Origin of the sequence: Mesorhizobium sp. M0047 (assembly GCF_040323315.1) — a bacterium.
Taxonomy (GTDB): domain Bacteria; phylum Pseudomonadota; class Alphaproteobacteria; order Rhizobiales; family Rhizobiaceae; genus Mesorhizobium.
The window spans coordinates 42,258-54,434 of record NZ_JAMYUW010000017.1; the positions used below are offsets into that span (position 1 = coordinate 42,258).

Here is a 12,177-nt window from a genome sequence, read left to right on the forward strand (position 1 = left end):
TTTGCGGCCTGCTTTTTGTGCGGTGCAAACTAAAAGGGCGGGTCGACTTCGTCTACCCCGCCCTCACTATTTAATACGCTTTGGCAGAAAGCGTCAAAGCGCCTTTTGCAACTCCGGCAGGATGACGAAGAGATCGCCGACGAGGCCGTAGTCGGCTACCTGGAAGATCGGGGCCTCCTCGTCCTTGTTGATGGCGACGATGACCTTCGAATCCTTCATGCCGGCGAGGTGCTGGATGGCGCCGGAGATGCCGACCGCGATGTAGAGATCGGGGGCGACGACCTTGCCGGTCTGGCCGACCTGCCAGTCGTTCGGCGCATAGCCGGCATCGACGGCGGCGCGGGAAGCGCCGACGGCTGCACCGAGCTTGTCGGCGACCGGCAGGATGACCTCCTGGAATTTTTCCGAGGAGCCCAGTGCGCGACCACCTGAGATGATGATCTTGGCCGAGGTCAGTTCCGGACGGTCGGTCTCGGACAGCTTGTTCTCGACGAAGGAGGACAGGCCCGGATTGGCCGCGGCCTTGACGGTTTCGATGGAGGCCGAGCCGCCCTCGGGTGCTGCCTGGAAAGAGGCGGTGCGCACCGTGATCACCTTCTTGGCGTCGCTCGACTGCACCGTCTGGATGGCGTTGCCGGCATAGATCGGCCGCTTGAAGGTGTCGGGCGATACGACTTCGATGATCTCCGATACCTGCGCGACGTCGAGCAAGGCAGCCACGCGCGGCGCGACATTCTTGCCCGACGAGGTCGCCGGCGCGATTATGGTGTCGTAGGCGCCTGCCAGCGACACGACGAGTGCCGCCGTCGGTTCGGCGAGACGCTCGGCGAGTTCGTCGGCTTCCGCGAGCAGCACCTTGGTGACGCCCTTCAGCTTGGCGGCAGCATCGGCTGCGCCCTTGGCGCTCTTGCCAGCCACCAGCACATGCACGTCCGAACCGATCTGCAGGGCCGCCGACAGCGCCTTGGCGGTCTGGTCGGAAAGGGTGGCGTTGTCGTGTTCGGCGATGAGGAGAATTGCCATTTTATCTGTTCCTTTCCCGATCGCTTACAAAACGCCGGCTTCGTTCTTCAGCTTGTCGACCAGTTCGGCGACACTCTTGACCTTGACACCCGCCTTGCGGCCACCTGGCTCCTCGGTCTTGATGACCTTGAGGCGCGGCTTGACGTCGGCGCCGTAGTCGGCGGGCGATTTCTCGTCGAGCTGCTTCTTCTTGGCCTTCATGATGTTGGGCAGCGAGGCATAGCGCGGCTGGTTGAGGCGAAGGTCGGCGGTCACGATCGCCGGCATCTTCAATTCCACGGTCTGCAGGCCGCCGTCGACTTCGCGCGTCACCTTGGCCTTGTCGCCGTCGAGCACGACCTTGGAAGCGAAGGTGCCCTGCGCCCAGCCCAGAAGCGCCGCCAGCATCTGGCCGGTCTGGTTGGAATCGTCGTCGATCGCCTGCTTGCCCAGGATGACGAGGCCGGGCTGCTCTGCCTCGACCACGCCCTTCAGCACCTTGGCGACGCCGAGCGGCTCGGTCTGCTCGTCGGTCTTGACCAGAATGGCGCGGTCGGCGCCCATGGCGAGCGCGGTGCGCAGGGTTTCCTGCGCCTGCTGCGGGCCGATCGAAACAACGATGATCTCTTCCGCCTTGCCGGCTTCCTTCAGCCGGATTGCTTCTTCCACCGCGATCTCGTCGAACGGGTTCATCGCCATCTTGACGTTGGCGAGTTCAACCGCCGAACCATCGGCCTTCACGCGAACCTTCACATTCGCATCCACAACCCGCTTCACGGGCACAAGGATCTTCATTTGCCTGTCACCTCTCTTGAGATAGTTGGGCGCGCCTATAGCAGCCTGCGCCCCTGCTGAGTTGTCGAAAGCCGACATTCCGGATGGAAATTCTGGTCTTTGACCGCCTTAGGCTGCGGCGGAGACGTTTCCGTAGTTGCGGCAACCCTGCACGTCAATACGCCGCAAGCTGCTCAAATCGGTTCAGTCCGAGCTGGACGCGTTTCCTCGCCCCCAGCGCGGTGTCGCGGCGGGCGGGTCGGGGATCAGCGGTTCCGTGGCAACCGGCTGCTGGTTGGGAGCGCTGGGCGCGACATCTTCGTCAGGGCCTGCAAACAGCGGCACACCGCGGCTGCGCAATATGAGCACCAGAACGGCGCCGGCGATGATGCCGCCGATGTGGCAGGCCCAGGAGATCTGATCCTCACCGCCGGCGGCAAACATCACCACCTGGAACAGCACCCACAGAATGAGCGGGATGAAGGCCGGAATGCGCAACGGGATGCGGGCAAAGGCCAGCACCCAGACCTTTACCCTGGGATAAAGGATCAGATAGGCGACGACCACGCCGGCGATGGCCCCGGACGCGCCGATCAGCGGCACCTGCGAATCCCAGGCGACGAGCCCCTGAAAGGCCGCTCCCGCAACGGCGCACAACAGATAGAAGATGAGATAGCGGATGTGGCCGAGCGCATCCTCGACATTGTCGCCGAACACCCACAGGAACAGCATGTTGCCGCCGAGGTGGAAGATGTCGGCGTGCAGGAAGGAATAGCTGAGATAGCTCAGGCTTTCGGGGATGACGACAAAGCGCGGGTCGAGTTCGGCGGTGTCATGCACGACCGACGGGATGAAGCCGAGGCCAAGCACGGCGGCATTGGAGAAATTCTCGCCGCCGATCGCAGTGATGAGGTAGACCAGGGCGTTGACCGCGATCAGCCCGATCGTCACATATTGCAGCCTGATGTGCCGCAGCCTGTTGGTATCGTAGAGCGGGATGAACATGCCGCAGGCCCCTTCCGCTTTCGACAATCAGCGGTTCTTGCCCGGAACCCATAACACGTCGGCGTTTCCGTTGTCATTGACCGCCCGGGCGGCGACAAACAGGAAATCCGAGACGCGGTTGATGTATTTCAGTCCGTCGCGGTTGACGTGTTCGTTCGGGTCCTGGGCCAGGGCCACCATCAGTCGTTCGGCCCGCCGTGCCACCGTGCGGGCGAGATGGAGGGCGGCCGCCGCCGGTGTACCGCCATTGAGCACGAAGGATTTGAGCGGCTGAAGCTGCTTGTTGAGCAGGTCGATCTCCTTCTCGACCCGCTCGGTCTGCACGGCGACGATGCGAAGCGGCTCATAGCCGAGCGGCTTGCCGTCGTCGGGCACGGCGAGATCCGCGCCGAGATCGAATAGATCGTTCTGGATGCGGGCGAGCATGGCGTCGATCGCGGGGTGGCTCGATGCCGTGTGGATCCTGGCGATGCCGATGCAGGCATTGGCCTCGTCGACGGTGCCGTAGGCGTCCACCCGCAGATCGGATTTCAGTCGCCGTTCGCCGGTGCCGAGACCCGTGGTGCCGTCATCGCCGGTGCGGGTGTAGATCTTGTTGAGCTTGACCACGTCGCCTCCCGGCAGCCGATATCTCACTTGCGGGTGAAATACACCGCAAGCAGGATCAGCGCCAGCGCCACGGCCTGCAACAGAACGCGCGTCTGCATCAGCTTGTTCGAGGTGAAGCCGGAACCGCCTCGCATCATGTTGATAAGGCCGCGAACGAGGACGATCACCACGGCGACCATGACCAGGATGGCGAGGATGTTGAAGACGGATGCCATTATTGCGTTTCCAGTTGTTTGGCTTCAGGCTCGCTTGGCGAGCAGGCGATAGAGCATCGAAGCGGGCAGGATGCGTTTGAGCGCCGCACCGATCCTGGCCGGCACTGTTACCACATAGTGCGGGCGCGGGCGCCGCGACAGAAGTGCATGGCGCAGCGCCGCGTGGACCACTTCCGGTCCGGGCTTCAAGGCCGATTGACTGCCGCCGGCCCGCAGCCGCTCCAGTTGCGCCGCATAGTCGAGGCGGTGGACTGAAGTCTCGTGCTCGATGTTCTTCAAGAACCAGGGAAGCGCGTTGCTGGCGATTTTCGACTTTACCGGCCCGGGCTCGATCAGAGAGACATGGATGCCGCTGCCGGCCAGTTCCTGGCGCTGGCACAGCATCAAGGCCTCCAAGGCGTGTTTCGACGCCGAATAGGCGCCGCGAAAACGCACTGGCATCAAGCCGAGGATCGACGAGCAGTGGACGATGCGGCCGTGCCCCTGGCGGCGCATCACCGGCACCAGCCGGCGGGTCAGGTCATGCCAGCCGAAGAAATTCGCCTCGAACTGCTCCTTGAGCGCGGCAACGGGCAGATCCTCGACGGCGCCGCCTTGCGCATAGGCGCCATTGTTGAACAGGGCGTCGAGCCTGCCGCCGGTGCGGTCGAGCACCGCCGCCACCAGCGCGGCGATGGAATCCGGTTCGCAATAATCGAGATAGAAAGCCTCGATACCGTCGATCTCGAGGGCGGCGATGTCCTGCGGCTTGCGCGCGGTGGCGAACACCCGCCAGCCTTCCGCCTTTAACGCACGGGCGCAATACGCACCAATTCCGGAAGATGCGCCGGTGACGATGATCGGGCGCAACTCTTGCGTTGAACTGTTCGTGGTTTCGCCAAGGGTTGCCATTTGCCGCAATCCCTTCCCATATTCCCGGCGTGGAGACAATTGGAGGGCACGGTTCTTGTTGCGGAAGATCGTTGCACTCAAACGGGTCCTCTACGACGCGCTTGGCCATTTCAACACCGATGACGGCTGGGCGATGGCCAGCCATCTGGCGATCACATCGTTGATGGCCCTGTTCCCATTCCTGATCTTTGCCACGACGCTGGCGAGCTTCCTCGGCGCGCAGGCGTTCTCAGACACGGCCGTGCACCTTGTGTTCGACACCTGGCCCGAGCAGATCGCCAAGCCGATCGCGCGCGAGGTGCTCAATGTGCTGACCGTCAGGCGCACCGATCTCTTGACCTATGGCGTGCTGCTTGCCGCCTACTTCGCCTCGAACGGCATCGAGGCGCTGCGCACGTCGCTCAACCGCGCCTATCGTGTCTCGGAAACGCGCGGCATCATTTACCGCCGGGTGCAGAGCATTATCTTCGTGCTCATCGCAACGGCCGGGTTTCTGGCGATCAGCGTGCTTCTGGTGTTCGCGCCGCTGCTGGCGCGGCTCGCCGAAGCCCATATCGACTGGATCAAGCCCTATATGGGCACCATCACGCTGTGGCGTTATGTGATCGCCTCGGCGGTCATCGTCGGCGGATTGTTTGCTGTCCATTTCTGGTTGCCGGCGGGCAAGCGCCGCCTGGTGTCGATCGTCCCGGGCATCATCTTCACGCTTTCCGGATGGCTTGTCGGCTCGACCGTCTTCGCCACCTATCTCGACCACTTCTCGTCCTACGTGACGACCTATGCCGGCCTCGCCTCGATCATGATCGCCGTGGTCTTCCTCTACATGGTCTCGGCGATCTTCATCCTTGGCGGCGAGCTCAATGCCGCGATCAGCCGCTATCTGGAGGCCCGCGCCCGGGTTGGATGACGGCCGAATTGGAGAACTGGGAGCGGGAGAACTGGGGAACGGGAGAATTGAAGAATTGAAGAATTAAAGAAGTAGCACCCAGCGCCAGATGGGCCCATTTTCCTCAATTCCTCAATTCCTCAATTCCTCAATTCCTCAATTCCTCAATTCCTCAATTCCTCAATTCCTCAATTCCTCAATTCCTCAATTCCTCAATTCTACAATTCCACCCTTGGTCTGCCGCGCCGTTGCCAGGCCGACGCCGAATGTGGTGATCGCCATGCCGGCAATCTGCAGCGCGTTGAGCTGCTCGTCGAACAAGGCCCAGGCGATGATGGCCGTCACCGCCGGCACAAGATAGAACAGCGAGGCCACTTTCGACATCTCGCCGTCGCGGATCATCACCATCAGCAGGAAGATGGCGCCGAGCGACAGCACCAGCACCAGCCAGGCCATGGCGAAGATCAATTCGCCGTTGATGATGACCGTATGCGTCTCGAAGGCGAGCGAAGCCAGGAGCATCAGCGAGGCGCCGCCGACATACTGCCACATGGTCGCCGCGACGAGGTCGCCGCCGGATGCGAAGCGCTTCTGCCAGATGGTGCCGGCGCTCATGCCGAGCACCGAGACCAGCGAGGCGGCCAGTGTCGCCGCTGTTACGCCGCCGCCGAGCGCGCCGAGCTTCGGCCACAGCACGATGACGATGCCGACGAGGCCGATGCCAAGGCCAAGCCAGTGGCGTGGCAGGATCGCCTCGCCGAGAAGCTTGCCGGCCAGCACCGCCGTGATCAGCGGCTGCAGGCCGACGATCAGGGCCGAAAAGCCGGCCGGCATGCCGTGGTGGATGGCCCAGAACACGGCACCGAGATAGACGCCGTGCATCAGTATGCCGGCGCCGGTGGCATGCAATGCCTCCTCGCGGGTGGCTCCCTTCGAGTCCAGCACCAGCATCAGGACGGCCAGCAGGATGGCGGCGATGACGAAACGCGCGGCAAGGAAGGTGAACGGCTCCGCCCACGGCATGGCATAGCGCGCGCCGATGAAGCCGGTCGCCCACAAGACGACGAAGGTGGCGGGAATGAACCGCTTGATGCTGTGCATGTTCCGGAGACCGCCTGGGAGAGTTGAACGTGGCGCTGCTCTACTGCGCTTCAATGCGACGCGCAAAGTGAAACCGTTGATCCATGCATCATCGGAATTCAACGGCCGGTGCACTTGGCGGGCGGTTTCTCGGATAGCCCCGGCCTCAAAGCCCGACCATCCGCCTGATGTCGTCGGGTGATGCGCCGGCATGGCGCAAGGCGGCAAGTCCGGTATCGCCGAGGCTCTTGGACAGCTTTCGTCCATCCGGCCCGAGGATGAGACGATGATGGAAATAGGCAGGCTGCGGCAGCCCGAGGAGTTCCTGCAGCAGGCGCTGCACGGCGGTGGCGGAAAACAGATCCTGCCCGCGCACGACGTGGCTGATGCCTTGCAGCGCATCGTCCATGACGACGGCGAGGTGGTAGCTGGTCGGGATGTCGCGACGCGCCACGATCACGTCGCCCCACTCCTGCGGGCGGGCTTCGATAGAGCGTGCCACAAGCAGCGTCTCGTCGGAATACTCGGTCCATGACAGGGCCTTGCCGACACGGACCATGGCCGCGCCGACATCCAGTCGCCAGGCGAAAGGCGTGTTTTCGGCGATCCGCCGCTTGCGCTCCTTCATCGGCAGCGCCTTGTCGGCGGCGGGATAGAGCGGTACGCCGTCGGGATCGCGCGGCCAATCGCGTCCGTGCTTTTCGCTATCGGTGATGAAGGCGCGGATCTCGCCACGGCTCATGAAGGCGGGATAGACGAGTTCTTCCGCGATCAGCCGGTCAAGCATCGCCTTGTACTCGGCGAAATGCTCGGACTGGCGGCGCACCGGCTCTTCCCATGCGAGCCCCAGCCATTTCAGATCGGCAAGCACGCCGGCCTCGAATTGCGGCGTGCAGCGCGTTGTGTCGATGTCCTCGATGCGCAGCAGCAGGCGGCCGCCAGCCTGTGTCGCCAGGTCCTGGTTGAGCAGCGCCGAATAGGCGTGGCCGAGATGCAGTTCGCCGTTGGGGCTGGGCGCGAAGCGGAATGTCAGGAGTGTCATCTCTTGGGCGGCAATCGGGTTGTGCGGCGGTTTTGCCAATTGCTACCGTGCAGCCGGTCGAGGAACAAGAAAGCATGCAGCGTATCGTGACATCGGACGACATTGCCCGGGGGCTCGACGCGCTTTGCGTGATCGACCCACGCCTGGAAAAGGTGCGCGGCATGGCCGGCGAGGTGCCGCTGCGGCTTTCAGAGCCGGGGTTTCGAAGCCTGGCTTCAATTGTCGTTTCACAGCAAGTGTCCCGCGCCAGCGCCGATGCGATCTTCGGCCGGCTGACCAAGCTCGTCGATCCGCTGACGCCGCAGGCTATCCTGGCCGCCGGCGAAGACATGTTTCGCGAGGCCGGCCTGTCGCGGCCGAAGCAGCGTGGCCTGATCGCAATTGCGAAAGCCGTGGTCGACGGCCTCGACCTGCATCACCTCTGTTGGCTCGATGCCCAGGACGCGATCACGACGATGACGGCGGTGCCGGGCATCGGTCCGTGGACGGCGGAAGTATACCTGTTGTTTGCCGCCGGGCATCCCGACATCTTCCCCGCGCGCGACGTCGCCTTGCAGAGCGCGGTCGGCCATGCGCTTGGCATAGACCCGCGTCCGCCGGAGAAAACACTGATCCAACTCGCCGAATCATGGAGCCCGTGGCGAGGTGTCGCATCGCGGCTTTTCTGGTCCTATTATCGCGAAACCAGAGGGCGGGACGCCGCACCACCGGCCTGAAACCGCAAAAAAGCATGAAAATCCTATCTTTTTGATGCTTCGACGACGCGACAATCCGCTTCACATCCCTGTCATGTCGGGCTTACAGTATCCTCGCCGTTCGGTTCTAGAACCAAGGAGGTAAACACGTGACGGTTGCCGTATCTCCGGATGGGCTTCCAGCACTGGTGCTGAATGCGGATTACCGTCCGCTCAGCTATTACCCCTTGTCGCTCTGGTCCTGGCAGGACGCGATCAAGGCGGTGTTCCTCGACCGGGTGAACATCGTCGCCGAATACGAGCACGCCGTCTCCTCGCCGACCTTCTCGATGAAGCTGCCGAGCGTGGTCAGCCTGAAGGCCTATGTGAAGCCGTCGAGGCATCCGGCCTTCACCCGCTTCAACGTCTTCCTGCGCGACCGCTTCCAGTGCCAGTATTGCGGCACGCCGGAGGACCTGACATTCGACCACGTCATCCCCCGCCATCGTGGCGGTGCCACGACATGGGAGAATGTCGTTGCCGCCTGCTCGCCCTGCAACCTCAGGAAAGGCGGCATGATGCCGGCGCACGCCAAGATGTGGCCGCTGCAGAAGCCTTTCCAGCCGACAGTGCACGATCTGCACAATAACGGCCGCCTATTCCCGCCCAACCATCTGCATGAGAGCTGGATGGATTACCTCTACTGGGATGTCGAACTCGAACCCTGAGATCGTCCGAGAATTCGGGAGGCCGGTCGTCTGGAGCGATTGTCTGCGCTTCCGATGCTCACATGCCTATCACTCCCCAGTGTCGGGCCAGGTCGGTCGCGCTCACTTATCAGCGGCTTCGCGCTTAAGGACCGGCTTCCCCCACTCCGTCGCTGCTTCGCAGCGCCACCTCTCCCCCCTCCGGAGGGAGAGGAAGGGAGCCCAGCGTGAGGAGCGGTGGCTAGAATAAGTTCGCGCCCTTCCTCTACCCCGTCGATCGGGGGAGGGGTGGCTCGGCGAAGCCGAGACGGAGTGGGGGTCGATCTGGCTCGGACGTCGAACGCCGCGCCATCCGACTCAGCCTGGCGAATTTTTGCTCAGTCGCGCGTGAAAGCGCCGCGGAAGGCGACGGCGGCGAGGACCAGGCTGGCAATGGCGTTCCAGCCGGCCAGCGACAGGCCAAGGATGCGAAGTGCGGCCTTGTCGCAGGAGGGCGGCACGAATTTGTCGAGCGCGTCGAGCACGCCCTTGCCGCCGGTGTCGACCGGTCCGGCACCCGCGGTGCAATCGGTCGGGCCGGCCCACCACTGCCATTCGACGCCGGAGTGATAGACGCCGAGATAGAGGCCATAGAGCATCAGCAGGCCGCCGACAGCCAGCAGGCCACGCGTCAGCCAAGCCGGTGCGTGCAGCATCGATGCAATCGCCGCCAGCACCATCAGCGGCACGCCGATGTAGTAGGGTGTGCGCTGCTCAAGGCAGAGATGGCAGGGGATGTACCCGCCGAGATACTGGAAGCCGAGCGCCGAGCCGACGGTGGCGGCCATGGCGACGGCGAGGAACAGAGCCGTGCGCGTCCGCTGGCGCCCGGCGTCGGCATTCATGGTCGCTGTCATTTCAATCGGCTCCGTCCGGCTCGCAATGGCTGTCTTCAGAGGGCGTATTTGACTGTTATATAGAGCAAAATCAGGGCGGCGGCCGCGGCGCCGGCAATCAGGCCGAGGCGCTTTTCGATGAAGTCGCGGATCGGCTCGCCATAGCGGCGCAAAAGCCAGGCGAGCAGCAGGAAGCGACCACCGCGCGCCACAATCGCCAGCCCGATGAACAGCAACAAGGGCGTGCCGATGACGCCGGACAGAATCGTCACCACCTTGATCGGCGGCAGATGGGCAGCGCCCGAAGTGATCAGCATCAGGATGACGAAGCCGGTGCCCGCGCCCGCGCGCAGCCTCTCGAACTCGTCGTATTTGCCGTAGAATTCGAGGATCGGCCGCGCCACCGCGTCATAGGCATAGTGGCCGATAAACCAGCCGGCGATGCCGCCCAGCACCGAGGCGACGGTGGCGATCAGCGCATAGCGGTAGGCGCGATCCGGCCGCGACAGCGCCATCGGCAGATAGAGCACGTCGGCCGGCACTAGGAACACCGAGCTTTCGACGAAGGCGATGAAGGCCAGCCACCATTCGGCGGATTTGCGGGCCGCCAGCGACAAGGTCCAGTCGTAAAGTCCGCGAAGCATCGCCACTCCTAACGCATGTCGCCCAAAATTGCGCAGCGATATTATCCGACAGCCGCGCTTTGATGCGCCGCTTGTCTAGAAAGATTTGCCGCACTGCACAATGGCAGCGCCGTCACGAAATCGAAAGACGCAGTTTGGTCGCATCCGGCATGCCGGAGAATTCGTGCCGGAGAATTGGCCAGCCGGAGAATTGGCCAGTTGACGAACAGGCCCCCAACCGTATAGTCCCGCGCCATCCAGGCCGCCCGGCCTGAGCCCCTATGGCGGAATTGGTAGACGCGCTCGACTCAAAATCGAGTTCCGCAAGGAGTGCTGGTTCGATCCCGGCTAGGGGCACCACTGCCTTTTCGAAGAACCGGCGTTGCAATCCGAAAAATTTGACCTTCAGCGATCAAGACGCTTTGCGCGCTCCGGCGGGATCGCCGTCGTTGGCCGCGCTAAGCTCACCGGTCGCCAGCAGGTCCAATTCGTCGAATGCCCGTTCGAGATCGGCACTCACATCCGCGGCCGGTCCGCTGTGCCGGTCCTGGCGCGTCAGCGTTTCCAGCCTGTGTTGAAGCTCGCGGTTCTCATCGCGGCAACGGGCATGGGTGAGCTCGTCGGTCATGCCGCGCAAGCGCAGGTCCGCGAGTTGAACCCTCACCGCGGCATAGTCCTTGCGCGCCGCGTCGCGCTCCTCGCGTAACTTCGCGATCTCGGCTTGCGAAGCGCGGCGCCAATGCTCGGCTGCTTCCCCGGCACCGTCCCCGACATGGCTCGTCGGTGCGCGCACCACGGCGTGATCGACGAGCAGAGTCGTGGTCCGGCGCTGGAGCGAGCGCAATTCTCTCTCGAGTCCCGCGGCCCGCTCTTGCGCGGCGGCGGCGCAATCGTTGAGCACGCCGCGCTCATGCTCGGCCGTGGACAGCCGCGCTTGCAGGTCTTGCTGCAGCGCCATCTGCCGCGACAGTTTGCCGGTCAGTTGCTCGTTGAGGATCTGGTAATCCGCGACCTTGGCATGAAGCAGCATGGCCGCCTGTTCCAGGCCGGCAAGCCGCGATGCAACGTCCTCACGCGCCCGCTCGGCGGCTTGCCTGGCCATGATCTCATCGGCAAGCTGCTCCGAGATTCGCGCCAGATTGCGTCCCAGGCGCTCGACCTCGACATTCGCCTTGAGGAACCGCGCTTCGCGCTGGTTGGCGTGCCTGTCGGCCTCCGCAATGGCCTGACGGGTCCTGTCGAGTTCGACCTTCAGGTCGGCGATGGTCGCGCTCGCGATCGACAGCTCGCGCGATTTCCGCTCAAGTTCTTTCGAGGCGCGATCATGCAGGTGTTCGAGCCTGGCCGTCGCCCCTTGCAATTCCCAGGTCTCGGTATCGAGCGCGTCGGCATGGCGCGTCCGCGCATCGAGCCTGACCAGATAGTCCTGCAGGGAGGACCATGCTTGACGCGACAATTCCAGCCCTTCCGCCACGCCTTTCAAATGGGCGGCTAAATCGTCACCGGAATGATGGCTGGACAAGGGGGAGGAAAGGTGCCTGCCCTGGCCCGTCTGAATTGAAGCGGGGGAAGCAGCCAGCGGATCCGACTGGGCCAATCTGTTGGGCTTCTCTTCGAAGAAAGGCGAAGCCGTGCCGGCTTGAATGCTTCGGATCAGCTCTTCCAGCGCGTCATCGTCGCGTCTTCGGACAACGGCACTGGCCTCTGCACTGATGTGCCGGGCGCCGTTGGCCTCATGATTCAGCGACATTTTTCTCTCATCGCTACCGAATCACTGAAGTATCGCGGATCAAG

At 63.4% G+C, this 12,177-nt stretch carries 14 protein-coding genes and 1 tRNA gene; 4 read left to right on the plus strand and 11 right to left on the minus strand.

What is annotated here, in order from left to right; all coding sequences use genetic code 11:
• Positions 1-93: 93 nt before the first annotated feature.
• The 6 genes from NKJ89_RS17960 to NKJ89_RS17985 form a co-directional block, all read right to left on the minus strand.
• Entirely contained in the window at positions 94-1,023 is a 930-nt protein-coding gene (locus NKJ89_RS17960) for an electron transfer flavoprotein subunit alpha/FixB family protein (protein ID WP_352604383.1), read from the minus strand.
• Between the two features lie 24 nt (positions 1,024-1,047).
• On the minus strand, positions 1,048-1,797 hold the full coding sequence (locus NKJ89_RS17965; protein WP_023757211.1) for an electron transfer flavoprotein subunit beta/FixA family protein: 750 nt from the start codon (positions 1,795-1,797) through the stop codon (positions 1,048-1,050).
• A gap of 183 nt (positions 1,798-1,980) precedes the next feature.
• The gene (locus tag NKJ89_RS17970) at positions 1,981-2,781 is read right to left on the minus strand and encodes a rhomboid family intramembrane serine protease (RefSeq protein WP_352604508.1); all 801 of its coding nucleotides are present in this window, start codon (positions 2,779-2,781) and stop codon (positions 1,981-1,983) included.
• A gap of 27 nt (positions 2,782-2,808) precedes the next feature.
• On the minus strand, positions 2,809-3,390 hold the full coding sequence (locus NKJ89_RS17975; protein WP_352604385.1) for a cob(I)yrinic acid a,c-diamide adenosyltransferase: 582 nt from the start codon (positions 3,388-3,390) through the stop codon (positions 2,809-2,811).
• A gap of 23 nt (positions 3,391-3,413) precedes the next feature.
• Positions 3,414-3,605, minus strand: a complete 192-nt coding sequence (locus NKJ89_RS17980; protein WP_023757208.1) for a twin transmembrane helix small protein — start codon at positions 3,603-3,605, stop codon at positions 3,414-3,416.
• Between the two features lie 24 nt (positions 3,606-3,629).
• Positions 3,630-4,496: an SDR family oxidoreductase gene (locus NKJ89_RS17985; RefSeq protein ID WP_352604387.1), complete on the minus strand. Its 867-nt coding sequence runs from the start codon at positions 4,494-4,496 to the stop codon at positions 3,630-3,632.
• 55 nt (positions 4,497-4,551) lie between these two features.
• Here NKJ89_RS17985 and NKJ89_RS17990 point away from each other — a divergent pair, with 55 nt between their 5' ends.
• Positions 4,552-5,403, plus strand: coding sequence for a YihY/virulence factor BrkB family protein (locus NKJ89_RS17990; protein WP_032906951.1), 852 nt, complete (start codon positions 4,552-4,554; stop codon positions 5,401-5,403).
• Positions 5,404-5,586: 183 nt separating this feature from the next.
• Here the strand turns inward: NKJ89_RS17990 and NKJ89_RS17995 are convergent, their stop codons facing one another.
• Positions 5,587-6,483: a DMT family transporter gene (locus NKJ89_RS17995; protein ID WP_352604389.1), complete on the minus strand. Its 897-nt coding sequence runs from the start codon at positions 6,481-6,483 to the stop codon at positions 5,587-5,589.
• A gap of 145 nt (positions 6,484-6,628) precedes the next feature.
• Positions 6,629-7,504 carry a tRNA glutamyl-Q(34) synthetase GluQRS gene (gene gluQRS / locus NKJ89_RS18000; RefSeq protein ID WP_352604391.1) on the minus strand — a complete coding sequence of 292 codons (876 nt, stop codon included), beginning with the start codon at positions 7,502-7,504 and terminating at the stop codon, positions 6,629-6,631.
• Positions 7,505-7,578: 74 nt separating this feature from the next.
• Here gluQRS and NKJ89_RS18005 point away from each other — a divergent pair, with 74 nt between their 5' ends.
• Together NKJ89_RS18005 and NKJ89_RS18010 are read left to right on the plus strand one after the other, a co-directional pair.
• Positions 7,579-8,220 carry a DNA-3-methyladenine glycosylase family protein gene (locus tag NKJ89_RS18005; RefSeq protein WP_352604393.1) on the plus strand — a complete coding sequence of 214 codons (642 nt, stop codon included), beginning with the start codon at positions 7,579-7,581 and terminating at the stop codon, positions 8,218-8,220.
• Between the two features lie 128 nt (positions 8,221-8,348).
• On the plus strand, positions 8,349-8,906 hold the full coding sequence (locus NKJ89_RS18010) for an HNH endonuclease (protein WP_006328497.1): 558 nt from the start codon (positions 8,349-8,351) through the stop codon (positions 8,904-8,906).
• A 356-nt stretch (positions 8,907-9,262) separates the two neighbouring features.
• On the opposite strand, the gene NKJ89_RS18015 is transcribed toward NKJ89_RS18010, so the two are convergent.
• Positions 9,263-9,781, minus strand: coding sequence for a disulfide bond formation protein B (locus NKJ89_RS18015; protein WP_352604395.1), 519 nt, complete (start codon positions 9,779-9,781; stop codon positions 9,263-9,265).
• A gap of 35 nt (positions 9,782-9,816) precedes the next feature.
• Entirely contained in the window at positions 9,817-10,404 is a 588-nt protein-coding gene (locus NKJ89_RS18020; protein ID WP_352604397.1) for a YqaA family protein, read from the minus strand.
• 254 nt (positions 10,405-10,658) lie between these two features.
• Here NKJ89_RS18020 and NKJ89_RS18025 point away from each other — a divergent pair.
• Positions 10,659-10,743, plus strand: a tRNA-Leu gene (locus tag NKJ89_RS18025).
• Between the two features lie 52 nt (positions 10,744-10,795).
• Here the strand turns inward: NKJ89_RS18025 and NKJ89_RS18030 are convergent.
• Positions 10,796-12,133, minus strand: a complete 1,338-nt coding sequence (locus tag NKJ89_RS18030; RefSeq protein ID WP_352604399.1) for a coiled-coil domain-containing protein — start codon at positions 12,131-12,133, stop codon at positions 10,796-10,798.
• Positions 12,134-12,177 lie beyond the last annotated feature (44 nt).

Coding starts and splice junctions, on each gene's coding strand:
- NKJ89_RS18030 (WP_352604399.1), bottom strand. CDS start 12,133: ATGTCGCTGAATCATGAGGCCAACGGCGCCCGGCACATCAGTGCAGAG.
- NKJ89_RS17985 (WP_352604387.1), bottom strand. CDS start 4,496: ATGGCAACCCTTGGCGAAACCACGAACAGTTCAACGCAAGAGTTGCGC.
- NKJ89_RS17960 (WP_352604383.1), bottom strand. CDS start 1,023: ATGGCAATTCTCCTCATCGCCGAACACGACAACGCCACCCTTTCCGAC.
- NKJ89_RS18020 (WP_352604397.1), bottom strand. CDS start 10,404: ATGCTTCGCGGACTTTACGACTGGACCTTGTCGCTGGCGGCCCGCAAA.
- NKJ89_RS17980 (WP_023757208.1), bottom strand. CDS start 3,605: ATGGCATCCGTCTTCAACATCCTCGCCATCCTGGTCATGGTCGCCGTG.
- NKJ89_RS17995 (WP_352604389.1), bottom strand. CDS start 6,483: ATGCACAGCATCAAGCGGTTCATTCCCGCCACCTTCGTCGTCTTGTGG.
- NKJ89_RS17965 (WP_023757211.1), bottom strand. CDS start 1,797: ATGAAGATCCTTGTGCCCGTGAAGCGGGTTGTGGATGCGAATGTGAAG.
- gluQRS (WP_352604391.1), bottom strand. CDS start 7,504: ATGACACTCCTGACATTCCGCTTCGCGCCCAGCCCCAACGGCGAACTG.
- NKJ89_RS18005 (WP_352604393.1), top strand. CDS start 7,579: ATGCAGCGTATCGTGACATCGGACGACATTGCCCGGGGGCTCGACGCG.
- NKJ89_RS17970 (WP_352604508.1), bottom strand. CDS start 2,781: ATGTTCATCCCGCTCTACGATACCAACAGGCTGCGGCACATCAGGCTG.
- NKJ89_RS18015 (WP_352604395.1), bottom strand. CDS start 9,781: ATGACAGCGACCATGAATGCCGACGCCGGGCGCCAGCGGACGCGCACG.